The sequence below is a fragment of the Desulfoluna sp. HI9BLuna genome, from assembly GCF_056829775.1.
Genome location: NZ_CP186555.1, coordinates 2,195,780 through 2,221,458, shown reverse-complemented (window position 1 = coordinate 2,221,458; position 25,679 = coordinate 2,195,780). Strand labels below are relative to the sequence as shown.

Annotated in this window: 19 protein-coding genes; 11 read left to right on the top strand and 8 right to left on the bottom strand. The window is 60.0% G+C overall.

Annotated elements, in window-relative coordinates; all coding sequences use genetic code 11:
• Window position 1 precedes the first annotated feature (1 nt).
• Both ACOYW0_RS08905 and ACOYW0_RS08900 read right to left on the bottom strand, forming a co-directional pair.
• Window positions 2-505 carry a TIGR03546 family protein gene (locus ACOYW0_RS08905; protein ID WP_482418169.1) on the bottom strand — a complete coding sequence of 168 codons (504 nt, stop codon included), beginning with the start codon at window positions 503-505 and terminating at the stop codon, window positions 2-4.
• Between the two features lie 214 nt (window positions 506-719).
• Entirely contained in the window at window positions 720-1,379 is a 660-nt protein-coding gene (locus tag ACOYW0_RS08900; protein ID WP_482418168.1) for a CsgG/HfaB family protein, read from the bottom strand.
• Window positions 1,380-2,018: 639 nt separating this feature from the next.
• Here ACOYW0_RS08900 and ACOYW0_RS08895 point away from each other — a divergent pair.
• From ACOYW0_RS08895 to ACOYW0_RS08865, 7 genes are all read left to right on the top strand, one after another.
• The gene (locus tag ACOYW0_RS08895; RefSeq protein ID WP_482418167.1) at window positions 2,019-3,017 is read left to right on the top strand and encodes an adenosine deaminase; all 999 of its coding nucleotides are present in this window, start codon (window positions 2,019-2,021) and stop codon (window positions 3,015-3,017) included.
• Window positions 3,018-3,354: 337 nt separating this feature from the next.
• On the top strand, window positions 3,355-4,356 hold the full coding sequence (locus ACOYW0_RS08890) for a Fe(3+) ABC transporter substrate-binding protein (RefSeq protein ID WP_482418166.1): 1,002 nt from the start codon (window positions 3,355-3,357) through the stop codon (window positions 4,354-4,356).
• A gap of 254 nt (window positions 4,357-4,610) precedes the next feature.
• Complete coding sequence (locus tag ACOYW0_RS08885; RefSeq protein WP_482418165.1) at window positions 4,611-6,284, top strand: ABC transporter permease; 1,674 nt, start codon at window positions 4,611-4,613, stop codon at window positions 6,282-6,284.
• Complete coding sequence (locus ACOYW0_RS08880; RefSeq protein WP_482418164.1) at window positions 6,281-7,321, top strand: ABC transporter ATP-binding protein; 1,041 nt, start codon at window positions 6,281-6,283, stop codon at window positions 7,319-7,321. The genes ACOYW0_RS08885 and ACOYW0_RS08880 overlap by 4 nt, the downstream gene beginning before the upstream one ends.
• Window positions 7,322-7,650: 329 nt before the next feature.
• Entirely contained in the window at window positions 7,651-9,225 is a 1,575-nt protein-coding gene (locus tag ACOYW0_RS08875) for a Re/Si-specific NAD(P)(+) transhydrogenase subunit alpha (RefSeq protein ID WP_482418163.1), read from the top strand.
• On the top strand, window positions 9,218-10,606 hold the full coding sequence (gene pntB, locus ACOYW0_RS08870; RefSeq protein ID WP_482418162.1) for a Re/Si-specific NAD(P)(+) transhydrogenase subunit beta: 1,389 nt from the start codon (window positions 9,218-9,220) through the stop codon (window positions 10,604-10,606). Before ACOYW0_RS08875 ends, pntB begins: the two co-directional genes overlap by 8 nt.
• 616 nt (window positions 10,607-11,222) lie before the next feature.
• Window positions 11,223-12,080, top strand: coding sequence for a YitT family protein (locus ACOYW0_RS08865; RefSeq protein WP_482418161.1), 858 nt, complete (start codon window positions 11,223-11,225; stop codon window positions 12,078-12,080).
• Between the two features lie 328 nt (window positions 12,081-12,408).
• On the opposite strand, the gene ACOYW0_RS08860 is transcribed toward ACOYW0_RS08865, so the two are convergent.
• From ACOYW0_RS08860 to ACOYW0_RS08850, 3 genes are all read right to left on the bottom strand, one after another.
• Window positions 12,409-14,250 carry a methyl-accepting chemotaxis protein gene (locus ACOYW0_RS08860; RefSeq protein WP_482418160.1) on the bottom strand — a complete coding sequence of 614 codons (1,842 nt, stop codon included), beginning with the start codon at window positions 14,248-14,250 and terminating at the stop codon, window positions 12,409-12,411.
• Window positions 14,251-14,334: 84 nt separating this feature from the next.
• A complete protein-coding gene (locus ACOYW0_RS08855) occupies window positions 14,335-14,940 on the bottom strand; it encodes a hypothetical protein (RefSeq protein WP_482418159.1) in 606 nt (201 codons plus the stop codon).
• Window positions 14,941-14,979: 39 nt separating this feature from the next.
• Complete coding sequence (locus ACOYW0_RS08850) at window positions 14,980-15,903, bottom strand: MBL fold metallo-hydrolase (RefSeq protein ID WP_482418158.1); 924 nt, start codon at window positions 15,901-15,903, stop codon at window positions 14,980-14,982.
• Between the two features lie 490 nt (window positions 15,904-16,393).
• On the opposite strand from ACOYW0_RS08850, the gene ACOYW0_RS08845 reads away from it, so the two are divergent.
• Together ACOYW0_RS08845 and ACOYW0_RS08840 are read left to right on the top strand one after the other, a co-directional pair.
• Window positions 16,394-17,407: a YhdH/YhfP family quinone oxidoreductase gene (locus ACOYW0_RS08845; protein ID WP_482418157.1), complete on the top strand. Its 1,014-nt coding sequence runs from the start codon at window positions 16,394-16,396 to the stop codon at window positions 17,405-17,407.
• A 283-nt stretch (window positions 17,408-17,690) separates the two neighbouring features.
• Entirely contained in the window at window positions 17,691-18,539 is an 849-nt protein-coding gene (locus ACOYW0_RS08840; RefSeq protein ID WP_482418156.1) for a mechanosensitive ion channel family protein, read from the top strand.
• A gap of 9 nt (window positions 18,540-18,548) precedes the next feature.
• On the opposite strand, the gene ACOYW0_RS08835 is transcribed toward ACOYW0_RS08840, so the two are convergent.
• The 3 genes from ACOYW0_RS08835 to tpx all read right to left on the bottom strand — a co-directional run bounded on the left by ACOYW0_RS08835 (window position 18,549) and on the right by tpx (window position 20,972).
• Window positions 18,549-19,463, bottom strand: a complete 915-nt coding sequence (locus ACOYW0_RS08835) for an HD-GYP domain-containing protein (RefSeq protein ID WP_180142526.1) — start codon at window positions 19,461-19,463, stop codon at window positions 18,549-18,551.
• A 153-nt stretch (window positions 19,464-19,616) separates the two neighbouring features.
• Window positions 19,617-20,408, bottom strand: a complete 792-nt coding sequence (locus tag ACOYW0_RS08830; RefSeq protein WP_482418155.1) for an exodeoxyribonuclease III — start codon at window positions 20,406-20,408, stop codon at window positions 19,617-19,619.
• A 63-nt stretch (window positions 20,409-20,471) separates the two neighbouring features.
• Window positions 20,472-20,972 carry a thiol peroxidase gene (gene tpx / locus ACOYW0_RS08825; protein ID WP_482418154.1) on the bottom strand — a complete coding sequence of 167 codons (501 nt, stop codon included), beginning with the start codon at window positions 20,970-20,972 and terminating at the stop codon, window positions 20,472-20,474.
• Window positions 20,973-21,524: 552 nt separating this feature from the next.
• On the opposite strand from tpx, the gene gcvT reads away from it, so the two are divergent.
• Together gcvT and ACOYW0_RS08815 are read left to right on the top strand one after the other, a co-directional pair.
• Window positions 21,525-24,173, top strand: coding sequence for a glycine cleavage system aminomethyltransferase GcvT (gcvT, locus tag ACOYW0_RS08820; protein ID WP_482418153.1), 2,649 nt, complete (start codon window positions 21,525-21,527; stop codon window positions 24,171-24,173).
• Window positions 24,174-24,902: 729 nt separating this feature from the next.
• Window positions 24,903-25,637, top strand: coding sequence for a FadR/GntR family transcriptional regulator (locus ACOYW0_RS08815; protein ID WP_482418152.1), 735 nt, complete (start codon window positions 24,903-24,905; stop codon window positions 25,635-25,637).
• Window positions 25,638-25,679: the final 42 nt, after the last annotated feature.

Below are 25,679 nucleotides of genomic sequence, written 5' to 3'. Positions count from 1 at the left end.
GTCAGGCCAGGGCCTTGTAAGCGGCGTAAATTTTGGATGCCTTGAAGAACTGCATGACGCGGCTCTTATCGACCCAGGCCAGAAGATGGTCCCGGTAGGCGAGGATGAGCCGGTTCAACACGAGAAAAAGGGGCACAAAAAGGGCCAGGGAGGTGATGAGGCTGCCCATGACCACGGTGTTGTTGAATCGCGCCAGGCGAAACAGAGAGATGTTGTACAGGGCCGTCCAGGTGCCGTTTAGAGCCGGCAGGGTGAGGACCTGCTTGCCCAGGCCGTGGAAGAGGGGATCGAGGATCCAGGCCATGCCGGAAAAGACCCCCCATCCCAGGAGAAAGGCCGAGAGGTTGACCCGGATGACGCACACGGCAAAGAGGATGACAAGGTTGTGCAGGGAAAAGAGCGGTGTGAAGCCCAGCACCATGGAGAGGCAGAGGGCCAGGCTGATCTGGGCCGGTTCTGCCTCGGAGTTCAACAGTTTTAAAAGATTGGCAACCAGCTGGATCATGGGGCCTCCTTGGGCAGGGGGGTGCGATGGAAGTCAACGGGATGTCGCGGTCTCTTTTTTTGTGATTGTCGCGTGTTTTTAATGTATTAGATTAGGAGGGGCACGGCCCGGTGTCAAGGCGAAAAGCGCGTCGCACAGGGCGCAACAGCTCGCAACACCATGAGGTGCCGAGCCGGTTGGCGGGGGCGGCACCGGCCCCCGCGGCGGGGGGCTGTTACAGGGACGGAAACATGTCGTACTCTTCGCTCGTGGTCTTCAGGGCAGCATCGGTGCGGGAGAGGATCTTTTTTACCAGGCTTTTGGAGGTGCGGTCGGCAAAGCGGACCCCGTTGCAGTCACAGGGGGAAAACATGTCGCCCTTCATGCCCGAGCTGCGGGTGATGGCCCCTTTCCAGAGAACCTCCCCTGTTTCGATATGAACGGCTTTGACCGAATAGCTCAAGGTGGTGCAGGAGACCGCCTTCATTTTTCCCTTTTCCCGCTCGTATTTCGCCTTTTTGAAATCGCGAACCATGCCCAGGATGACAACGTTGGCGTTGGTCATTTTCCCGATCTCTTTGAGCTGGGTCTCGTCCACGTGGCCCATGTAGGAGAACTTCATCTCACCCAGGACTTTTTCCACGCTGCTTCGTTCGACGATCTTGTAGCCGGATTTCATGAAGGCGGTTTCAAAGGCGTCGGTCACCACGTCCGAGACGTCAAACCCGAAGTTGTCCTTCCGGCCCGACCGCTCGTCCACAAAGGGGAGGATGGCAAAGCTGTCGTGGTCGAGTTCTGTGAGCCGGGGGCTCAGGACCACGGTTTGATCCGGCTGGAGCATGGCACATCCGGTGGAAAACATGAGGGCGGCAAGGAGGAGGGCGATTCGTTTCATGGCTGTATCCTGTGGGCGATGAGGGCGTAAGCCCGAATAGTTCATGAGAAAACGATCAGGTTAAACCAATAAACCATTATTACAGATTGTTTCTCGTGAAATGTCCGGGTAAGGGCGCCGGTAAATTGAGGTCTGAGTACCGTTTGCCGTTGTTTGTTTCGGGCTGCTTTCATTCAGCTGTATTCCTGACGTCTTATATCGTATAGGAAAGCCGGTGGCAAGGGGCCGTGGGGATGCCGGCAGGGTCAACGCATTTAAAAATTCAGTTGCCTCCGGCGGGTCGCTTTTTGAAAAAAGCTCCGCAAAAACTTTCAGGTAATAAAATAAAGAAGAGGGGCTATGCCTTGCAAGGACGCACTCTTAAAAAACAAAACCTGTTTGTCAAACGTTTCAAAAGTTTTGCTCCCGGCAGGGCCGCCGGAGGCAAAAATGGGGATGCCGGGGCGGCAAAGGGACGGATGTTCCCTTGCCGTGGCCGGGATCAACATTTCCTTTTCGGGCCAGGCGGGATACCATGGCAGAAAAGACGGCAGGGGCAGGCGCGTCCCGCCGGACGCAAAGGCGCGAACCCGGCCCACGACCCGCCCGGTTTCCCTGACGTTATGCCACAACCCAAACCAATTCTTCCGGGAGATTCCCATGGACATCTCATTTTTTCGCAACCTGCCCAAGGCCGAGTTGCACCTCCACATAGAAGGCACCCTGGAGCCGGAGCTGATGGTCGTCCTTGCCGAGCGAAACGGCATTGCCCTGCCTTACAAAGACACCGAGGCGATTCGACAGGCCTATCAGTTTACCAACCTCCAGAGTTTTCTCGATATCTACTACGCCGGGGCCGGTGTGCTCCAGACCGCCCGGGACTTTTACGACCTTACCTGGGCCTACCTCGAGCGCTGCAAAGAGGACAACGTGGTCCACACCGAGATCTTTTTTGATCCCCAGACCCACACGGAGCGGGGCATCGCCTTTGACACTGTGCTTGAGGGCATCGACAAAGCCCTTGAAGACGCACGGGAAAAACTGGGTATTAGCAGCCACCTGATCATGTCGTTTCTGCGCCACCTGCCCGAAGAGAGCGCCTTTGAAACCCTGGAAGCGGCCCTCCCCCACAAGGATCGCATCATCGGTGTGGGCCTCGACTCCTCGGAGGCGGGATTTCCCCCGGAGATGTTTGAACGGGTCTTTGCAAAGGCACGCAGGGAAGGGTTCATCCCCGTGGCCCATGCCGGGGAAGAGGGACCCCCTGCGTACATCTATCAGGCCCTGAACCTGTTGAAGGTGGCACGCATCGACCACGGGGTGCGGGCTTTAGAGGACCCATCCCTGATGGCACGCCTCATCGGCGAACGCATGCCCTTGACGGTCTGCCCCTTCTCCAACGTGAAGCTCAAGGTCTTTGAGACCCTCGCCGACCACAACATCCTGGCCATGCTGGACCAGGGGGCCTGTGTGACGGTGAACTCCGACGATCCGGCCTACTTCGGCGGCTACATGAACGCCAACTTCCAAGGGCTGGCACGGGAGCTGGGCATGACCGAGGCCCAGGCCCGCCGCCTGGCCGCCAACAGCTTTGAGGCGAGCTTCCTGCCCGAGGCCGAGAAGAGAGCCTGGATGGCCAGATCACTGGGCGAAGGGTAACGAAAAAGCAACGAACATAGTGAAGCCACGGGAGAGATTTTCCGCGGCTGTGGAGCTGTTTATCCCGCCGGATGCATGATGCGTCCGGCGGGATTTTTTTTTGTGGGGTGCTGAAGGGCGGTCAACGCCATGGAGGGCAAGGGCTCTGTGGTGTGTTGGTGTCGAAAGAAAGTTTGTTGTTCCAAAAAATGTGCTTGATTCAAAAAATGCTTCGGGGTAAATAGTTCCTCGCTGCGGAACGTGCAGCGGCCCGGAGGGTATCCTGTCGGGGCCATGCTTTTCAAACAGCTGGCCGCCGGAGGCAACGGAATGGTTACAAAAAAAATATGGAGCAACGATGAAGATTATACTCAGCGCCCTGTGCGCCGCCATGGTGACGTTTACCGGCCTGTCCCAGGCCTTTTCCCAGGAACTCGTGGTCTACTCGGCCCGCAAGGAGCACCTGATCAAGCCCCTGTTCGACGCCTATGAAAAGAAGACCGGCGTCACCGTCCGCTACGTCACCGGCAAGGCCCCGGTGCTTCTGGAGCGCCTCAAGTCCGAAGGGAGCCGGACTCCTGCCGACATCCTCATGACCGTGGATGCGGGCAACCTCTGGCACGCGGCCAACGAGGGGGTGTTGCAGCCCGTCTCATCCGAGGTGCTGGCGGCCAATGTCCCGGCCAACCTGCGGGACCCCCAGAACCGGTGGTTCGGCCTCTCCAAGCGGGCCCGCACCATCGTCTACAGCACCGAGCGGGTCACCCCTTCCGAGCTGTCCACCTATGAGAACTTGGCTGATCCCGCCTGGAAGGGCCGCCTGATCCTCCGCACCTCCAAGAAGGTCTACAACCAGTCCCTGGTGGCCATGCTCATGGCCGAACACGGCGAAGCAGATACCCAGGCCCTGGTGGAAGGGTGGGTGAGCAACCTGGCTGCGCCGCCCTTCTCCAGCGACACCAAAGCCCTTGAGGCCATCGTGGCAGGGCAGGGGGACGTGGCTGTGGTCAACACCTACTACTTTGGCCGTCTCCAGAAGAAGAACCCCGGCCTTCCCCTGGCCATTTTCTGGCCCAACCAGACGGCAGGGGGCGTCCATGTCAACGTTTCCGGCGCCGGTGTGACCAAGCACGCCAGCCACCCCGAGGCAGCCAAGGCTTTTCTGGAGTGGCTCTCCGGCCCCGAAGCCCAGAACCTCTTTGCCGACGCCAACATGGAGTACCCCGTGAACCCCGCCGTGAAGCCCCATGGGGCCGTGGCAGCCTGGGGTGACTTCAAGGGCTCGGATCTCGGCCTTGAAAAAGCAGGTGAACTCCAGGCCGACGCCATCAAACTCATGGATCGCGCAGGTTACAAATAAGGCGAGTAAAAAAAGCCTCCGGCGGCCCTGCCGGGGGGCAAGTTTTTGAAAAGCTTGACAAACAGGTTTTTGCTCAATTTCACGAAAATCTTTGCGGAAGCACTTCCCCTGAGGAACGAAGGGGGAGGGCTTTCGCAACCTGGGGGCCAGGGGTGGCGAAGTCACTTAGGCTAAAAAGCCCCTGGCCGCCGGAGGCTTGCTTTTCAAGCTGAGCAGTGACGTCGTGTGATGGGTAACGCGGCGCAGGGAGTTTTATGGAATGGTGTGAGTCAAAAGTGGCAGCTGAGCGGTTTGCCGGTGCGTTCCGATGGCGTGGCCAAGCGGAACCCTCCCTCGTGCCCATGGCTGTGGTGGCCCTGGTGGTGCTGCTGCCCATTGTCCTGGTGATGGCCTCGGTAAGCGCGGACACCCGGGAGATATGGGGGCACCTCAGGGAGAACCTGTTGTCCGGGCTCTTGGTCAACACCGCGGTACTCTCCGCCGGGGTGTTGGCCTTGACCGGTTTTTTCGGGGTATCGGCAGCGTACCTGACGGCCCTGTGCGAGTTTCCGGGGCGGCGCTTTTTCTCCTGGGCCCTGCTGTTGCCCCTTGCTGTTCCTACCTATGTAATGGCCTTTGTCTACACCGGCCTCCTTGATTTTTCGGGACCGGTGGCCACCTTCCTGCGGCAGCACCTGCCTTCCGTGGCGCCGCTTCTGCCGCCCATCCGGTCCACGGGCGGAGTCATCCTCGTGTTGTCCCTGGCCCTGTATCCGTATGTGTTTCTCCTGGCCGCCGGGGGATTCGCTTCCCAGGGGGAGCGGGTGCTGGAGGCCTCGCGCTGCATGGGGCTGGGCCGGTGGCGCCTCTTTTTCCGGGTGCTGCTTCCCATGGCCCGGCCCTTTATCCTGGCCGGGCTCATCCTGGTGCTCATGGAGACCCTGGCGGATTTCGGGGCGGTGTCCGTGTTCAACTACGACACCTTTACCACGGCCATCTACAAGGCGTGGTTCGGCTTTTTCTCCATCGACACCGCCTCCCAGCTCGCCTCCATTCTCGTGATGCTGGCCCTTCTGGTACTCACCGCCGAAAGCTGGAGCAGGCGGCGCATGCGTTATGTGCGGGGCCGTGACGGGCGTCGCGCCAGGCGCATGCCCCTGACCGGGAGGCAGGCGGCCGGGGCCCTCTTGTTTCTGGGCGGGCTCTTTGCCGTGGCCTTTGTGGTGCCCATGGCCCAGCTGCTCGTCTGGGTGGGCGAGGCGTGGCAGGAGGAACTGCACCTGGGGTACGGAAGGCTGTTTGCCAACTCCCTCATACTCTCCGGGGCCGGGGCTCTGGTTACCCTGGCGGCAGCCCTTGCCATTGCCTTTGCCGGGCGAAGGGCCAGGGGGCGCCTGCCTGCCGTCCTTACCCGGCTCTCCCTGTTGGGTTACGCCCTGCCCGGCACCGTCCTTGCCGTGGGCATGGTGCGGGTTCTGGGGGGCATGGACCAGATGATGGCCGGGGCCTTTGCCATGTTTGGGGCAGGGCTCTCCGGCCCTTTTTTCCAGGGGACGGTGTGGATGATGCCCGTGGCTTACATGGTGCGGTTTCTCTCCGTGGGGTTCAGTGCGGTGTCCGGCAGCCTGGGCAGGGTCTCTCCTTCCATGGACGAGGCGGCCAGGACCCTGGGGGTGAGCGGCATCTCCCTGGTGCGGCAGGTGCACCTGCCCCTGATCCGGGGCGGCATGGTGACCGGGGCGATCCTGGTGTTTGTGGATGTCATGAAAGAGATGCCCCTGACCCTGATGACCCGGCCCTTTGGCTGGGACACCATGGCCGTGAAGATTTTTGAGCTCACCTCCGAAGGGGAGTGGGAGAGGGCGGCGATTCCCGCCGTGGCGCTGGTGGTGGCCGGGCTGATTCCCGTGGGACTTCTGGTGTGGCAAAAGGAAAAGGGGAAAACATGATGTATCTGGATGTTCGCGCAGTCACAAAACACTTCGGGGAGACCTGTGTGGCCCGCAAGGTGGGGTTTTCCCTTGGCCAAGGCGAGCTTGGGGCCCTTCTGGGGCCCAGCGGCTGTGGCAAGACCACCTTGCTCCGCATGATCGCCGGGTTTGAAGAACCGGACGACGGGGCCGTCTACCTGGGCGGCCGACCCTTGTGGGACGAGGGCAAAGGTCTTGCCGCCGAAGATCGGAAGATCGGCATGGTGTTTCAGGATTATGCCCTGTTTCCCCACCTCACCGTCCGGGAAAACATCGCCTTTGGCATGCAGGGCACCGGCCGGGCCGAGCGCCGGGAGACCATCGGCGAACTCCTTGAGGTGACCGGCCTTGCCGGGGCGGAGAACCGCTACCCCCACGAACTCTCCGGCGGCCAGCAGCAGCGGGTGGCCCTGGCCCGGGCCATCGCTCCCAAGCCCCGGTGCCTGCTCATGGACGAGCCCTTTTCCAACCTGGACGTCACCTTAAGGGAGAGCCTCTCGGCCGAGGTGCGGGAGATTCTCAAGCGCTTCGGCATCACCGCCCTCATGGTGACCCACAACCAGCACGAGGCCTTTGCCATGGCCGATCGTATCGGGGTGATGATGGGCGGCACCATTCTCCAGTGGGACACCCCCGAGGGGCTGTACCACGCCCCGAAGGATCTTGCCGTGGCCCGGTTTATCGGTGAAGGGAGCCTCCTTACCGGGACCCTCTCCCCGGACGGTACCCTGGACTGCGGCCTGGGCGCTTTGTCCGTGGGGGATACGCCGGGCACGGAATCTGCCAGGCGGGTCCGGGTCTTTGTGCGGCCCGAGGCGATCCGCATCGCCCCTTCCGGTGACGGGGCGTTGGCGCGGCTGGAGAAGAGTTGCTTTCGGGGGCCGGGCCGCAGCTGCCTGTTCACATTGCCCTCGGGGGAGCGGGTCAAGGTTGAGGCCGGTCCCCGGTGCCCCCTTCTGGAGGGAGAAACCTACGGCCTGGGCGTGGACAGAAACGGGGTTTCCGTTTTTCCCTGACGAAGCACCTCTTTACTAACGGGTTCCTCTTTCCTCATGTTTTCTCATTATGTATAATGACGGCTCTCAATGTCTGACCATTGAAAAATGAAGATCCGTTGTCATATTGTGACCGTGAACCCGGGCCATGATGTGGCGGCGGGTTCGCTCTGAGCGGTTTGCTCCCTGCCTGGCCCCCATGGTCGATCCCATCGCCGGTATATCCTGTGAGTTACCGGAAGACCCCTTCCACGATGCCGTCCCGTCGGCTGGCCCGGATCTGTAATCCCCTCAGATGTCCTCAGAGGGCATCAACGCCCTATCTATACCTGGAAAAGAGGAGATAACCTGTGAACATTGGTATTCCCAGAGAGACCCACGACGACGAGAAACGGGTGGCAGCCACGCCGGAGAGCGTGAAGACCCTGATCCGCCTGGGGTACGACGTGTCCGTGGAATCCGGTGCCGGAGAGGCCGCCGGGTTTGTGGACGGCGCCTATGAGGCCGCCGGTGCGGCCGTGACTGACGCGAAGGCGGTGTGGACCGCCTCGGACATGGTGCTCAAGGTGCGACCCCCGGCCCTTTCCGAGGCAGAGCAGATGAAAGAGGGGGCCGCCCTGGTCGCCTTTGTCCAGCCCGCCGTAAACCCCGAGCTTGTAGAGCTGCTCAAAACCAGACGAATCACCGCCCTTGCCATGGACCAGGTACCGCGCATCACCCGTGCCCAGAAGCTTGATGCCCTAAGCTCCATGGCCAACATCGCCGGGTATCGGGCCGTGGTGGAGGCAGCCGGAGCCTTCGGGCGCTTTTTTACCGGCCAGGTCACGGCCGCAGGCAAGGTGCCCCCGGCAACGGTTCTGGTCATCGGGGCCGGGGTGGCCGGGCTTTCGGCCATCGGCACCGCAGGGGGCCTTGGGGCCGTGGTGCGGTCCTTTGACACCCGCCCGGAGGTCAAAGAGCAGGTGGAGAGCATGGGCGCGTCCTTTCTCCTGCTGGACGTGGCCGAGGAGGGCAGCGGTACCGGCGGGTACGCCAAGGAGATGAGCAAGGCCTTTATCGAGGCGGAGATGGCTTTGTTTGCCGAGCAGGCAAAGGAGGTGGACATCATCGTTACCACCGCCATGATCCCCGGGAAAAAAGCCCCGGTCCTCATCACCAAAGAGATGGTGGCCTCCATGAAGCCGGGCAGCGTCATCGTGGACCTGGCCGCCGAACAGGGGGGCAACTGTGAGCTCACCGAACCCGGTGCGGCCGTGGTGAAGGAGGGGGTCACCCTCATCGGCTACACGGACATGGTGAGCCGCCTGGCCAACCAGGCCAGCCGCCTCTACGCCACCAACCTCACCCACCTGTTGGACAACCTCACCCCGGACAAAGGCGGGGAGGCAGCCTTCGACATGGAGGACGAGGTGGTGCGCGGCATGATGGTCACCAAAGACGGGGAGGTCACCTGGCCGCCCCCTGCCCCCAAGGTACCCGATCCTGCTCCTCAGGCCCCCGCGCCTGAGCCGGAGGCTCCGGGGCCGGAGCCGAACCTCCTGAAGAAGGCCTGGCGTCGCTGGTGGCCCCAGGTGATGCCCTTTGTCCTGCTGGCCGCAGGCGGGTTTTTTCTTTATGAGATGGGCACGGTGGTGCCCCAGGCCTTCCTCCAGCACATGACGGTGTTCGTCCTGGCTTGCTTTGTGGGGTACATGGTGATCTGGAACGTCACCCCCTCCCTTCATACGCCCCTCATGAGCGTCACCAACGCCATCAGCGGCATCATCGTCATCGGGGCGCTCCTGCAGATCTCCGGGCCTTTTTTCAGCCTGAAGACCTGGCTGGCGGCCATTGCCGTTCTTATCGCCACCATCAACGTGTTCGGAGGTTTTTTCGTGACCCAGCGCATGCTGAAGATGTTCAGGAAAGGAGGCGACAATGAGTAGCGGCCTCATCACCACAGCCTACATTGCGGCAGGCGTTCTCTTTATTCTCTCCTTGGGGGGCCTGAGCAACCAGGAGACGGCCCGGCGGGGCAACCTCTATGGCATCCTCGGCATGGCCATCGCCCTTCTGGCCACCATCCTCGGCCATGAGGTGACGGGCTACGCCCTTATCATCGTGACCATGGGCATTGGTGGCGGCATCGGAGTCATGGTGTCCCGCAAGGTCCAGATGACCCAGATGCCCGAGTTGGTGGCCATCCTCCACAGCTTTGTGGGCATGGCCGCCGTGCTGGTGGGCATTGCCGGGTACCTGGATCCCGAGATGCATTACACGGGCATTGAAAAGACCATCCACGAGGTGGAGGTGTTCCTCGGGGTCTTTATCGGGGCTGTGACCTTTACGGGCTCGGTGGTGGCCTTCGGTAAGCTCCGGGGCACCATCGGCAGCCGTCCGCTGCTTCTGCCCTTCCGGCACCTCATCAACCTGGCCGGGCTCCTCGTGACGTTGGGCATCGGCGTCCTCTTCGTGGGGGCCGAAGGCACGGGGTACCCCCTGTTCGGGCTCTTTATCATGACCTTCATTGCCTTTGGCCTGGGCTGGCACATGGTCATGGCCATCGGCGGGGCAGACATGCCCGTGGTCATCTCCATGCTCAACTCCTACTCGGGCTGGGCAGCGGCCGCCACAGGGTTCATGCTGGGCAACGACCTGCTCATCATTGCAGGGGCCCTGGTGGGCTCCAGCGGGGCCATCCTCTCTTACATCATGTGCAAGGCCATGAACCGGAGCCTGGCCAACGTGATCTTAGGGGGCTTCGGAACCTCCGGGGGCACTGTGGTGGACGGGGACCACCAGGGCGAGGCCGTTGCCACCAGCCTGGAGGAGACCGCCGAGCTTTTGAAAGATGCGAAGAACGTGGTGATTGTCCCCGGCTACGGCATGGCCGTTGCCCAGGCCCAGCACCCGGTCTTTGAACTCACCGAGCGCCTGAAAAAGGACGGGGTGAACGTCCGCTTTGCCATCCACCCGGTGGCAGGGCGCATGCCCGGGCACATGAACGTGCTTCTGGCCGAAGCCCGCGTGCCCTACGACATTGTCCTGGAGATGGACGAGATCAACGATGACTTAGGCGACACCGATGCGGTGCTGGTCATCGGGGCCAATGACATCGTCAACCCCTCGGCCCTGGAGGACCCCAACAGCCCCATCGCAGGCATGCCCGTCCTTGAGGTGTGGAACGCCGGCACCGTGGTTGTGCTGAAGCGCAGCATGGCAACAGGCTATGCCGGGGTGGAAAACCCTCTCTTCTTCAAGGAGAACACCCGCATGCTCTTCGGTGACGCCAAGGAGAGCATCACCGGCCTGCTGGCAGCGGTGTAGCAGCAAAACAAGGTGCCTCCTTAAAAGGGGCACCGGGACATTCCGTGGTTTAGAAAAGGGGATCGGTCGAATCAGGCCGGTCCCTTTTTTTATGTGGCCGGTTCACTGGCTGGAGAGCCCTGGTCCACGCTTTTTAACGCGACACAATCTCCACCTGTTTTTGGGGTGGTTGGCATTTTTGACTGTTTCTCCTGAACAAAACAAGAAATATGCCGTTCGGCATCGCGTGCAAAGATTTAGAAATACAGTAAAAATCAATTCCGGTATTTCGGAATAAAAAAAAGTGAAACAGACGGGATAAATTTTCTTGACACGCCTTTTTCGCTCTGCCATAAAGCGCCACACGTTGTGTGGGTGCCGTGGTCCATATCCCTTTGGATTACGGTGTTTTCCTTGATATCCTTTTGCCCGTACGGAGCGCCTATTCCGTGCATGTTACGCCGTTATCCGACAGGGTGGGTCCCACAGCTCGAACCGCCCGATTATCCATTTGATAAGTTGATCTGATTTTTGAAAATTGACTCACCATTTTTAGGGATCCGGCAGCGTTGACGCGATATGTTTCGCGCCTTCCGTTGCATGGCCTGCAGGATCCGGTGCGTCTGGAGGTTCAGCCATGCTCAAGAAAGATTTCACCTACTCCGTTTTCTGGAACTGTTTTCTCATTGTTTTCGGAACCCTGATCTACGTGATCGGGCTCAAAGGTATCGCCGACCCCCACAGCTTCGTGCCCGGCGGCCTTTTTGGCCTCGCCTTCTATCTTTACTACCTGTCCGACTGGATGAACCCGGGGATCATCTTCGCCCTGTTGAACATCCCCATGTTCATCGTGGGCAGGATGTGCATCAGCGGGCGGTTTCTGGCCTACAGCTTTCTGGCCATGGTGGTCTCCTCGGTCACCTACAACTTCATCCAGGTGGACCTGGGCATCGTGAACCAGCTTTATGCGGCGGTGACCTGCGGGGTGTTTGTGGGGATCGGGTCCGGCATCGTGCTGCGGTCCCTGGGGTCCAACGGCGGCCTGGATATCATCGCGGTGACCCTCTATCAGAAGTTCAACGTGGGCCTCGGCAAGTTTTACATCATCTTCAACGTGGTGCTCTACAGCTTCAGCTTTGCCACCATGAACACCGACCTGGTCATCGCCTCAATCATTTCGGTGTTCGTCACCTCCGTGAGCATGGACTATGCCCTGTCCATGTTCAACCAGAGGAAGATGGTCCTGGTGGTAACCGAGAAGCCGGAGTGCATCTCTAAGGAGATCATCGACAAGCTCAAGATCAGCACCACCTTTTTAAACGGCCAGGGCGCCTACACCGGTCGCGACAAGAAGATCCTCATGACGGTGATCAACAACATCCAGCTCAAGCGCCTGGAGGAGATCGTTTTCACCAAGGACGAGGAGGCTCTCTTTATCGTGGAGAACACCTTCAGCGTCATCGGTGCCAATTTTTCCAAGCGGAAGGTCTACTAAAGGCAGGGAGAGAGGGAAAGGCACAAGCAGGGATACCTGAAAGGGCCACCGCCAGCAAAACGGCGACGGCCCTTGAGGGTTTTGTATATGGGCGGCGGGCCCTTGGCCCGCCGCCCTTTTTGGTTTGTTACACTGTAACTATTCAGTTGTCTCCGGCGGGTCATTTTTTTTGAAAAAAAGCTCCGCAAAAAACGAAACACGGGTGCGAAAATGTCGGAATTGTTTCGGCGGAGCCTATAAATGATTACTTGAGACCTGTTTATCAAACTTTTTAAAAGTTTGGCCCCCGGCAGGGCCGCCGGAGGCTTTTTTGATCTGAATAGTTACGTCACACTTTGAATTTTCCCACCAGGGATTTCAGCTCCTTGGCGGATCGGGCCTGGTCGGCGGTGCCGGTGTTGACGCTGGCGCTGCGGGTGGCCACATCGCCGATGAGCTGGTTGACCTCGGAAATGTCCGTGGCGATTTCCCCGGCAACGGTGGCGTTCTGGGCGATGTTGGAGTTGACGTCGTCAACCCCCTGGGCCGCCTGGTTGACGTTTTCGGCGATCTCACGGGTGGTGGCGGACTGCTCTTCCACGGCCGCGGCAATGGCCCCCACCATTTCGTTGACGTTGTGGATGGACTTGTTGATTTCGTTGATGTCCCGCACCGTGCCTGCCGCCGACCGCTGGTTGGTTTCGATCTTTTCCCGGATCTCCTGGGTGGCCCGTGCCGTGAGCTCGGCAAGCTCCTTGATCTCCGAGGCCACCACGGCAAACCCCTTGCCCGCGTCCCCGGCCCGGGCTGCCTCGATGGTGGCGTTGAGGGCCAGGAGCTTGGTCTGCTCGGAGATGTCGGTGATGGTTTCCACCACCTTGCCGATCTCCTGGGCGGAGGTTCCCAGTTCTTCCACCTGGGTGGAGGCGCTGTTGGCCTGGCCCACGGCCAGGCCGGTGGCCTGGCTGGCCTCTTCGGAGTTGCGGGCGATCTCTCCCAGGGAGCCTGTCATCTCTTCGGTGGCTGCGGCGATCATGGCGATGTTGGCCGCGGTCTGCTCCATGGTGGCGGCGATGGTGGTGAAGTGGCTGCTCATCTCGTCGGCGGCGCCGGCAACGGTGGTGGATTTACCGGACATGGCCTCGGTGTCCGTGGACATGTCATGGGACAGGTCGGAGAGCCCGCTGGAGGCGGACAGCAACGAACCTGCGTTTTCGTTGATCTGGCGGATCATCTCCTGGAGCTGGCCGATGAAGGTGTTGAACCACCGGGAGAGTTCCCCCACCTCGTCGCGGCTGGTGACCTCAAGGCGGGTGGTCAGGTCCCCGTCCCCTTCGGCGATGTCTCTGAGGCCGTCCACCACGCGGTTCACAGGGCGGGTGATGAGGCGGGCCACATACCAGGCAACGGCCAGGGCCACGGCCGCGGAGAGCAGGCCGATGGCGAAAAAGAGGCGGGTCATGCGGGAGGCGTTTTTCCGGGTGGCAGCCCCGGCGGCAAACACCTGGCGCCGGTTGGTCTCGATGAGGTGCTCCTGATCGTTGATGTGGGCCTTTTTGCCTTCGATATCGGCGATGGCCTGCTGGATCCGGCCCTCCTGGATGGCCTGGAGTTCGGCGATGATGCCCCGGACCTCGGTGAAGGCCTTGAAGGCGGAGCCGGTGTCGCTGGCTTTTCTTGCGAAACGGAGTTTCCCCGGGGTGTTGGCCAGGACGAACACCCGCTGGCTTTTTTTCTGCCAGTGCTCAAAGCGCTCCGTAAACCGGGAATAAAGGGCCTGGGTTTCCTCGGTGTCGAATTTGGCCGAGGCCTTCTGCATGCTCGCTTCGGTCTCTTCCATGCTGAGACGGCTGGCCTCCTGGGCTGCCTTGATTTCCGACGGCTCGCTGGCCACCAGGGACATCTTTTCCGCGATGGCGGCCTGGGTGATGTCCCGGTCCGCTTTCATCATGGCCTTGATGCTTGCCTGGAGTTCCTGGAGCTGCGGGATGTCCCTGTTGATAAGGGGCAGCATGTCGTCGGTGATCAAGGGCAGGATCTGCTGCTCGATGAGCCCTGAAAACTGGTTGGTTACGATGTCGTTGAGGTCATCCGACAAGATCCCCAGGGCCCATCTGCCGAGGCCGATCAGCAGAAACAGGGAAAACACGGGGACGCCGATGATGAGGATGCACTTTCGATTTAAGCTCACGTTATTTTTCTCCTGGAAAATCTCCCGGTGCAATCGGTTGCGGGCCGCCCGGTGCTGTGAAGCAATCCGGGCGGCCCTTGGGCATTAAAGTTTGTCGAGAAATACACCCACGAGGACCCCGCCCACCACGGTGCCGTCTTCGTCGATGAGGGGAAGAGCCACGTGCTGGAGCTGCGTGTTCTCGGCCTTGTCGAACTTCACGGGGCCGACCTCGATGCTCTGCTCCTTGACGGTGCGCTTGTACTTGCCTTCATCCCCCTGCCAGTAGTCGTTGGGGGTTCTGTGGGAGCCCACGGTGGCCCCCTGGTTGTCGAAGGCAAACCCCTTGGCCATGGCCGGGGTCCGGTTGGCCAGGGCCTGGAGCGCCTTGCCGCAGTCGTTTGACAGAAGCTCTTCCATGATGGGGAGCTCCTCTTCGGCTTCCTGCCACTCTTCGTCGATTTTCTGGATCTCGGCAAGGGTGGCGCCCTTGGCGTTGCTTGCCTTGGCCGCATCCACGAGCTCTTTGGTGACGCACAAGGGGAGCAGGGTGGTTTTGGTAAAGGCTTTCAAGGCATCCGAGCCTTTGGGGGCGGCGTCGATGTCCTTGGCGACTTTGGCCAGCAGCGCTTCAACGGCGGGGTTGGCGGTGCAGAGGCCGGGAAGGCCCAGGAACAGGGCGATGACAAGGGTTGCAATGCATTTTTTCATGGGGGGTCCTTCTCCGTTAATCGGTTTTATTCCATTTTATCAATAGGTGATCACGCGGCCGGCGCCCAGGGGCTTGACCACTTTGTCTCCATAGACCTTGCGAAAATGGGCGATGGCGTTTTCTCCGGTGCAGTGACCTCCGTAAAAAGTAAACCCTTTGGCTTTTACGGCGTCGGTGTAAGCCACGGCTTTTTCCAGCACGTCAGGGGATGCCTTTTTCAGGTGGAGTCCCCCCACCACCGAGAGGATCTTCTCATTGGGGAATTTTTTCTTGATGGCCTTGAGGATGTTGATGTAGCCGGCATGGCCGCATCCGAAGACGGCAACGATGCCCTTGGGGGTCTTGATGGCCAGGGTGGCGTCGTCGATGATGGGGCAGGGTCCGGTGCCGTCTTCGTTGAAGAATTTACCCTGGATGGGCTGGTAGCTGCCCGCCTCTCTGGGGACGTCCGTGAAAAAGTAGAGGCCCTCGTCCAGCTCGGTGACGTTGTTGACCGGCTTGAAGGTGGCCTGGGTGTATTTGCGTGCCAGGTAGGGCATTCCGCAGATGCGGACCGGTGCGCCTTTTTTGACCCCGTATTGCTTGTGCCAGATGTAGGGGTGCCCGTAGACCGGGGGGGCCCCTTTGAGGCGGGGGTAGAAGGTGAGGCCGCCGGTGTGGTCGTCGTGGCCGTGGCTGATGGCGATGCCGGAGAGGTCGTCCAGGCTGATGCCCATGCGCTCGGCGTTTTCAAGGTAGATGTTGGTGGTGCCGGTGTCCAGCAGCCAGTGGTGGCCGTTGGGCAGCTCAATGGAGATGGAAACGCCGTGTTCCGTGGCAAAGCCGTCGGCGGCCGCCTTGTCGTCGCAGAGGACGGAGAGCTTCAACGGCTGGGCGGCAAAGGTTCCGGTAACCGAGGTTAGCAGGAGGGGGAGTACTGTCAGGATAGAAACGATGATCGTGTTTCTGAGGTTATTCCGCATGTCTTTGCTCCTTGACTCTGTGTTGCACATGTTTACCTGGAAGGTCACTGGCTTCAGGGCTCTATGTGCTGTTGTTAGGGCCGGGTTCATGGTTGATTCTAAGTGTGAGTCGAATAGAAATTAGTTCGGATGAACCTAAGATTTCTTTAGAGGAAAATATGAGGTATTGATCCCTCATGGGGAAAACGTGCCTTTATGTAAATGGGGTGCTGGGAAGATATGGTGTTAACTTGAAAGGTTACCGGGGCGGTTTCGTGAGGGCGTGAAATCGTTTTTTTGGGTGGGGTGGTGTTGCCTGAAAGGGAGCACGATGAAAAGAGGAAATGGGTTTTGTGCCTTGTGGGGGAGCAATATTAGCCAAGGCCACGGGTTGCATTTTCACAGGGCAGGGTTCCTCACGCGGGGTGGATTCCACAATGACATTTTTGGGTTTCCGTCGTACAATATGTGTGTCATCTCGCTGAATAAGGATACAAAACGGAGGTGAGCCATGGAACATGCGAGTTGGGAGAACGTGACCTATCATGCGATGGTCGTCTCCGAGGAGGAGGGGACCTTTGTACGACGCATCGAAACCCTGTCCGTTGGAGACCTGCCCCCCGGGGACGTGCTGATCCGGGTGGGGTTTTCGTCCCTCAACTGGAAGGATTGCCTGTCGGCCATGGGGAATCCCGGGGTGACCCGGCGCTATCCCCATACGCCGGGCATCGATGCCGCAGGGATTGTCGCCGAATGCACCACCGAGGGGTTCCACAAAGGGGACAAGGTGATCGTGACCGGGTACGACCTGGGCATGAACACGGCCGGAGGGTTTTCCGAATACATCCGCGTACCTGAATCCTGGGTGGTGAAGCTTCCTGCGGGGTTGACCCGAAAAGAGTCCATGATGCTGGGCACCGCCGGGTTTACAGCGGGGCTTTCCGTCAAGCGCCTCCTCGATCATGGGGTGACCCCTGAGATGGGCACGGTTCTCGTTACCGGGGCCTCCGGGGGCGTGGGGAGCCTGGCCGTGGGGATCCTCAAGAAACTCGGCTTTGTGGTGGCGGGTGTCAGCGGGAGGGAGGACAAAGGGGCCTATCTCTCCTCCATCGGCGTGGACCGGGTGCTCTCCCTTGCCGAGGCTGTGGACACGAGCGGCAAGGCCTTAGGAGGAAAACTCTGGGCCGGCGTGGTGGACGCCGTGGGCGGGGATGTCCTTGCCACGGCCATCAAGAACACCATGCATCGGGGGGTGGTGACCTGCTGCGGGAACGTCCGTTCCGATGAACTCACCTCCTCCATCTATCCCTTTATCCTGCGCGGGGTCTCTTTGTGCGGCATTGACTCGGCAACCTGTCCCATGGACGAGCGCCAGGCGGTCTGGGCCCGGCTGGCCGATGCCTGGAAGCCTGAAAACCTCGATGCCATGGTGGAGAGTTTCAACGGCTTGGAGGAACTCGATGACCAGATCGAGCGCATGCTCAGGGGGGACCGCACCGGGCGCAGCATCGTGCATATGCCCTGATGTGATTCTTTCCCCGGTGTAACCATTCAGATCAAAAAAGCCTCCGGCGGCCCTGCCGGGGGCCAAACGTTTAAAAAGTTTGATAAACAGGCCTGAAGTAATCATTCCGTACCAGTGTGCCTCCGGCGACCCTGCCGGAGGCATGTTGAACCGTTACATCGTCCCTTCATGTATCCCGTCATGTGCCGCTCCGTCCCGGTGACATCCTTTCCGGCACGCTGACGCATCTTTTTGTCTTGTCATTGCCATCTCATTTAAGACCCATCAACCTAAGGAGGATCCAATGGAATCCATTGTGATGAAGCTTCAGGAGTGGCTGGCGTTTTATGGTTTGAAAGTGGTGGCGGCCCTGGTGATTCTCGTGCTGGGGCGCATTGCCGCAGGCATTCTTCGACGCGTGCTTCGAAATATCATGGTCAAGGGGAAGGTGGAACCGACCCTCATCTCCTTTGTCTGCAGCGTGGTGTACGTGGGCCTCATGGCCTTTGTGATCATCGCGGCCCTGGGCAAGCTGGGGATGCAGACCACCTCGTTCATCGCGGTGCTCGGTGCCGCAGGCCTTGCCGTGGGCCTGGCCCTGCAGGGCTCTTTGGCCAACTTCGCCTCCGGGGTCCTTCTGGTGGTCTTTACCCCGTTTAAGGTGGGGCACTTTGTGGAGGCAGGTGGCACCCAGGGCACGGTGAAGGAGATCGGCATGTTCAGCACCGTCATCAAGAGCGTGGACAACAAGCGGATCATCATCCCCAACGCCCAGGTGACCGGCGGCATCATCGTGAACCACACGGCCGAGGATATTCGCCGGGTGGACCTGGTGGCCGGTGTCGGGTACGGGGATAATCTGGATGAGGTGAGACAGACCCTGGAGGATATCCTGAAAAATGAGCCCATGGTCCTTGAGAGCCCCGCCCCCACCATCGCGGTGAGTGAGCTGGGGGAGAGCAGTGTCAACTTTGTGGTACGTCCCTGGGTGAAGACCGCCGACTACTGGAGCACCTGGTTTTCCCTTCAGGAGGCCATCAAGAAGAGCTTTGACGCCAAGGGCATCTCCATTCCCTTTCCCCAGCGTGATCTTCACCTGAATCTTCCCGAAAACGGGCTCAACGGCCTGACCCAGGGCAGCGCCGGAAGCTGAGAATCCGGATCAGGCCAGGCAGGTGCAGAGGTCTTTAAAAAGGGTTTTATCAAAGGCTCCTTTGGTGACCACCTCGTGTTTGATGAGGTTCAGGGTATCAAAGGGGCTTTTGATTTTGCGGTAGGTTTTTTCCCGGTGGGTGAGGTTCTCGTAGCTGTCGATGAGCCCGATGAGCTGGGCTTCGAAGCCGATGTGGGCGATGCCCCTGGGGTACCCGCTGCCGTCCAGGCGCTCGTGGTGCTCCAGAATGGCCCGCGAGATGGAGAAATCAAAGGAGCCTGTCTCCTTGATGATGTCGTGGCCGATGGCGGCGTGGGTCTTGTACTCATCAAACTCTTTGGTGGTGAGCTTGCGGTTGGTGATGACGATGTTGGGGTCCAGGCGGGTTTTTCCGATGTCGTGGAGAAGGGCGGCCAGGGCCAGCTGCCTTGCCTCGTCCGGGGAGAGCTTGCAGTGGGTGCAGTAGAGCATGGTGATGGCCATGGTGTTGATGGAGTGGTCCATGATGGACCGATCCACGGTGGAGCTTTCGGCCAGCTGTTTTAAGATCAGGGAGTTGTTTCCGTAGCCGTCAAAGACAATGTCGATGGTTTCGGGGAGCTGGGACAGGGAATTCTCCGAGGGCTTGGCCATTGCCTCGGAGACAATGTCGCAGAGGATGGTCTTGACCTTGGTGAGCCCGCCGGGGGTCAGGCTCTGCCGCAGGTGGGTGTTGAAACTGGTCTGCAGCTCGTCCACGGCAGCCTGGCTGTCACGCTTGTGGATATAGATCCGGGGAGGGCGGGTCCGGGCGTCTTCGGTGAAGTTGATGCGCTTGCCCTTGGGCTTGTACAACACGAAGTCGCCGCTGTCCGCCTTGCAATAGAGAGGAACCGAACGGTAATAATGAACCTGGCTCTCCTTGACTTGAATGAAGTCCCCCATACCCCCACACATCACACTCTGGAAAAATGACATCAAAACAACGTCATGCGGCCTCCCCCAATGGGCCGCACGATTTCTGATTGTTGATATCGGCTGCATGTGGAGGAATCTTTACGGTTCCCGTCTAAAAAAATCAGGGTCCGGGGCCTTTTTTCAAGGGATCACAAGATCAAGACCGATGGGACAGTGGTCCGAGCCGAAGATATCGTTGTCGATCCAGGCGTCTTTGATCCAGCCGTTCTCTGCGATGTCCCGGCTGACGTAAAAGTAGTCAATGCGCCACCCCGCGTTGTTCTTGCGGGCGTTGAATCGATAGGACCACCAGGAGTACTTCTCCTCCTCCGGGTAGAGGTGGCGGAAGGTGTCCACGTAGCCCATGGCGAGGATGCGGTCCAGCCACTCCCGCTCAACGGGAAGGAAACCCGAGCGCTTGGAGTTGGCCTTGGGGTGCCGCAAGTCGATTTCGTTGTGGGCGGTGTTGACGTCCCCGCAGATGATGACGGGGCGCCCTTTGTCCCTGAGGGCGTTGGTGTAGGCAAAGAACGCATCGTAGAACCGGAGCTTGTAGTCCAGCCGTTCATCGCTCTGCTGGCCGTTGGGAAAATAGACGTTGAAGAGGGTGAACTTCTCGTACTCAAGCTCCAGGATTCGCCCTTCATCGTCAAACTCCGGGGTCCCGATGCCGTGTCGCACGGCCACGGGGGCGTTTTTTGTCCAGGCCCCGACCCCGCTGTATCCTTTTTTGACCGTGGAAAACGACCAGTGAGCCTTGGACCCGTTGAGGGCCGTCATTTCCGGGGTGAGCTGGGGCTCCTGGAGCTTGGTCTCCTGGACCATGAGCACATCGGCCCCGAGCCGCTCTGCGGCCCCTTCAAAATCTTTCTTCCAGACGGCCCGGAGGCCGTTGACATTCCATGATACCAATCGCACGTTGTCCGATTCCATCGTTGTCCTTTCTCTGTGCAATCATCGGTTAACGGTGGCCCCCTTATAAGGGGGCGCGTCGCATCAGGCCAGGGTGGCCAGGATTTCTTCGTAGGGGGGCTCTTCCTTCAAGTCCTTTGAAAAGGATGAATAGATGACCGTCCCCTCTTCGTCAAGGACCACAACGGCCCGGGCCAGGAGCCCCTGCAGGGGCCCTTCGGCAATGCGGACGCCGTAGGCATCCCCGAACCCGCGGGTGCGGAGCTCGGACACCGGGATAACCCCGTCGATGCCCTCGGTTTCGCAGAACCGCTTGTGGGCAAAGGGCAGGTCGGCGGAGACGCTCAGGACCTGGGTGTTGGCAAGGGAGGCGGCCTCCTGGTTGAACCGGCGCACCGACGCCGAGCAGACCGGCGTGTCGATACTGGGGAAGATATTCAAGACGATGCGTTTGCCCGCCAGGTCAGGAAGGCTCACATCCGTCAGGTCGGTCTTGGTCAGGGTGAACCCGGGGGCTTTGGACCCGACATCGGGGAGGTTGCCTGTGGTGTTGGCGGGTGTGCCGCCGATCATGATCACTGCCATGTGTTCTCTCCTTGAAGGTTAAGGCGTTGTGGTGCCGCCATGCATTGATGAACAGCGTCGATGAAGATGGGTATTCAAGATGTGTGCCGGGGCGGAAGGGCCCACGCATGAAGATGTAAAAAAGAAGGTATTTTGACGGTTTGTGGGATTATACCAGCTCTTCGGCGGGCAGGGCAAGGGGGGATGGGCCGCCGCCGTGAGACGAAAGTGCATCGGGTGTCTCCCCTTGCACGTCAGTGGGTGATGCGGGGGTGACACAGGGTTCACGGATTTAGATTTTTGCCTCCGGCGGCCCTGCCGGGGGTCAAACTTTTGAAAAGTTAGACAAACAGGTTTTGTTTTTTGAGGATGCGTCCCTACAAGGCATAGCCCCTCTTCTTTTTTCAAAAAGCGACCCGCCGGAGGCAACTGAATGTTTAAATGCGTTGACCCTGGGTGTGACATCCCAATGGTTCCTTTTGAAGGTCCTCGGTGGTACAATGGCCCATCCGCACCGGATGTACCCATCTGAAAATTCCCGGGTAATGACACAGGCCAGAGGAGGAGACGACCATGACGGAACTTCACCGCACGCCGTTTTTCACCTGCCACCTTCGGGCCGGAGCCCGACTCGTTCCCTTCGGGGGATGGGAGATGCCCCTGGAGTACCCAACGGGCATCGTGGCCGAGCACCTCACCACCCGAAAAAAGGCCGGGCTCTTTGACGTCTCCCACATGGGGCGTTTTGTCGTCTCCGGAGACGATGCCCTCGGCTTTCTTCAGCATGTTCTCACCAACAACGCCGCCGCCCTCGCTGTGGGGGAGGCCCAGTACACCATGATCCCCACCGAAGGGGGAGGGGCCGTGGACGATGCCTACCTCTATCGGTTTCAACAGGAGGGCTTTCTCCTGGTGGTCAACGCCGCCAACCGGACCAGGGACTGGCACCATTTTCAGGCTCACCTGGAGGCGTTCCAGGATGTCTCCCTGCATGACGCCACCTTTGATCAGGCCATGCTGAGTCTCCAGGGCCCCGCCTCCAAAACCCTCCTTGGCGGATTGCTGGAGGAGGGGGCCCTGCCCGAGCCCAGGCGCAATGCCCTCTCCGAGGTGAAACTTAAAGGCGTGCCCGTGCGACTGGCCCGCACCGGGTACACAGGCGAACCCCTGTGCTTCGAGCTCTTCTGCGACACGGTCCATGCCGAGGCGCTCTGGGAGATGCTCGTGGCAGAAGGCGCCGAACCCATCGGCCTGGGGGCACGGGATACCCTGCGCCTGGAAGCGGGCCTGCCCCTGTACGGCCACGAGCTGGGGCAGGACCCCGACGGGGGAGAGATCCCCGTTTTTGCATGCCCCCTTGCGCGGTTTGCCGTGAGCTTGAGCCCCCTGAAAGGCGATTTTGTGGGGCGGGAGGCCCTGACGCGGCAACACAGGGCGTTTTCCCGCCTTGTGGCCGGTGATGATTCTCTCAAAGGGGATCTGCCCCGCATGGCACAGCCCCTGGCTCTTACGGGAAAAGGCATCGCCCGGCAGGGATGCCGTGTCTTCAGGCGCGGTGCCCCGGTGGGCTATGTGAGCAGCGGGACCATGGTTCCCTACTGGGTGATGGACGGGGAGGGCATCCGCACGCATTTGACCGGGGAGAAGGGGCGGCGGGCCATCTGCATCGCCATGGTGGACAGCGATTTAAGGGAAGGGCAGGCCCTGGAGGTGGAGATCCGGGGAAAGATGAGCGAGGCCGTCATCGTGCCTTGCCACATGCGGAGCGATGCCCCGCCGTACGCCCGGCCGGTGCTGGCGGACACAGCCCCGCACCAGGACGATGAGGACGCCGTGGGCGAGGTGATGCCCAAGGTTCGGGCCTTGATAAAGGAGGCCGCAGACAACACGGCCTGGCGTCAAGGTGCCTGCATCAACCTGATCCCCTCCGAACAGTCGGTTTCCCCGGTGGTCAAGCTCCTCTCGGTCATGGATCCGGCTGGGCGCTATGCCGAGCACAAAAAGGTGGCGGCCTTAAAAGATGCCGAGGTCTTTTATTATCAGGGCACCGACTTCATCGCCCGGGTGGAGGCGCAGCTTGAAGTGGAGATGCGGACCTTCCTGGGGTGCGCCCAGGCCGAAACTCGTGTGATCTCCGGTCAGATGGCCAACACCGCGGTCTTCAGCGCCATGGTGGATTATCTCAACCGGGCCGACCGCAAAACCGAGCAGCGCCGCATGCGTCGCGTCATGAACCACCACATCATGAAAGGGGGACACCTGAGCGCTCAGCCCATGGGCGCCTTAAGGGACTTCATCGCCCGGGACCCGCGCACCGAAAAACCCGCGGTGGTGAACTTTCCCGTTCTTGGCCACAACCCGTTCAAAGTAGACGTGGATGCCTGCAGGTGGCTTCTGGAGGCAGAAAAGCCCGAGTTGATCATCTTTGGCAAGAGCATGGTCTTGCACAAAGAGCCGGTGCGGGAGATCCGCGCCATGGTAGACGAGCTGGGCCTCGATGCCGTCCTCATGTACGACATGGCCCACGTCCTGGGCCTTGCCGGTCCCTGGTTCCAGGAGCCCTTTGCCGAAGGGGCCGACCTTGTCACCGGCTCCACCCACAAAACCTTTTTCGGCCCCCAGCGGGGCGTGATCACCGCCGACATGGCCGACGACGATCCCCGGCTTCCCCTGTGGGACGCCATCACCCGTCGCACCTTTCCCGGCAGTGTGAGCAACCATCACTTAGGGACCCTTTTGGGGCTCTGCGCCGCGGCCATGGAGATGAACGCCTTTAAACAGACCTACCAGAAGAAGGTGCTGGAAAACGCCCGCTATTTTGCCCAGGCCCTTGCCGACTGCGGCCTGGAGGTGGCAGGTGACCCGGCCGAGGGCTACACCGAGACCCACCAGGTCATCATCAAGGTGGGCTACGCCAAAGGCCCGGAAGCCGCCCGGCACCTGGAAGAGAACAACATCCTGGTGAACTACCAGGCCATCCCCGAAGAGGAGGGCTTCACCGCCTCCGGCGCCCTGCGCACCGGTGTCCAGGAGATGACCCGCTTCGGCATGGAAAAAGAGGATTTCGGCGCCCTGGCCGAGCTCATGGCAGATGTCCTCATCAACGGAAAATCCGTTCGGGACGAGGTGGCGGCCTTCAGGGGCCGGTTCACCCAGATGCGCTACTGCTTCAGGAACGAAGAACTCGACGGCCTTTTGGAACAGCTGCATCAGTGGATATGAGGGAGTTGTACCTGCCTTCTATGGTTAAAGTGGGCTCAAAAAGCGTGCCTCCGGCGGCCAGGGGATTTTTGGCCTAAGTGGCTTCGCCACCCCTGGACCCCAGGTTGCGAAAGCCCTCCCCCTTCGTTCCTCAGGTGAAGAGCTTCCGCGAAGATTTTCGTGAATATTGAGCAAAACCTGTTTGTCAAACTTTTCAAAGTTTATGCCCGGCAGGGCCGCCGGAGGCATCTTTAACTTGGCTGCCTCCGGCGGCGAGGTGGAGCCACCTCGAAAGCTGATTGCGCGTGCACATTTTCCTTCGTTCCTCAGACAAATGCGCACGCGCCTTCGGCTCGGGCTTCGCCCGACATAAACGCCCATGGTTTATGCGGGCTGGTTCACAAGCTTCGACGGAACAGGATACGTTGTTGCTACTTGTCCATTGTGGATCTAACCGCACTGCCGGCGCTCCTGCTGGATGCGCTTTTTTTCTATGTTGCGCATAAGAAGGCAATCGAAACGTTCAGTTCACCGCTCCTCAGATGCTTGCCCGTGTATAAAGAACTTTTTCAGAATGTTGTCTCCCTTGACAAAGGCTGGGTGTGTAAAGTATCTAATGGTTAAACCATTAGATCTTTGCGCCTGTTTTCTTCCCTTTTGAGGGCTGGCATCGCCCTGGAAAGGGCCAGAATTCGGGCGTTGTTCCGTTGACCCGTGCACCATTACCGGCCAGGGAGCCGTGAAAAACATATGTTTGAGAAAGCAAAACAGAGTCGCATTTTCCAAGACGTGGTGGACCAGATCCAGGAAGCCATCCTGGACGGGCGCATCAAACCCGGCGAGAAGCTGCCCTCCGAGCGGGAACTCAAAGAGACCTTCAACATCAGCCGGGGCACCTTAAGAGAAGCCCTTCGGGTCCTGGAGCAGAAAGGGCTTATCGAGATTCGCCTGGGCGTCCATGGCGGGGCCATCGTCAAGCAGGCCTCCACCGAGCCCATGCTGGAGAGCCTCTCTCTTATGGTGCGGCGAAAAGAGATTCCCTTTGAAAACCTGCAGGAGTTTCGAAGCTCCGTGGAGGCGGACATCGCCTCTTTGGCCGCCCAGCGCCGCACCGACGAGGACATGGTCTCCCTTGCCGAAATCCTGGAAGAGACCCGGGTCCACCTGGAAGACCACTACGACTGGGACGCCTTCATCGCCGCCGACGGCAGGTTCCACCAGGAGCTGGCCCGCATCGCCCGAAACCGGCTCTTCTCCCTGGTCCAGAAGGCCGTCCACGAAAATATCCACGAGTATTACGAGGCCTACCTGGCGCGGAAAAAAGAGATTCTGGTCGAGAACCACCAGGACCTCATCGATCTCTTTCACGCCGTCAAAGACGGCAACGGCGTCCGCGCCGCCGCCCTCATGGGCAGCCACGTGGTTAAATTCGACCGCCATATGACCAAGTTCGTGAATACCCCTACCTCGCCTGTCGCTCCGTAGCCCGCGACGGCGAGGGTTGCGAAGCCACGGTAGCGAAAACAC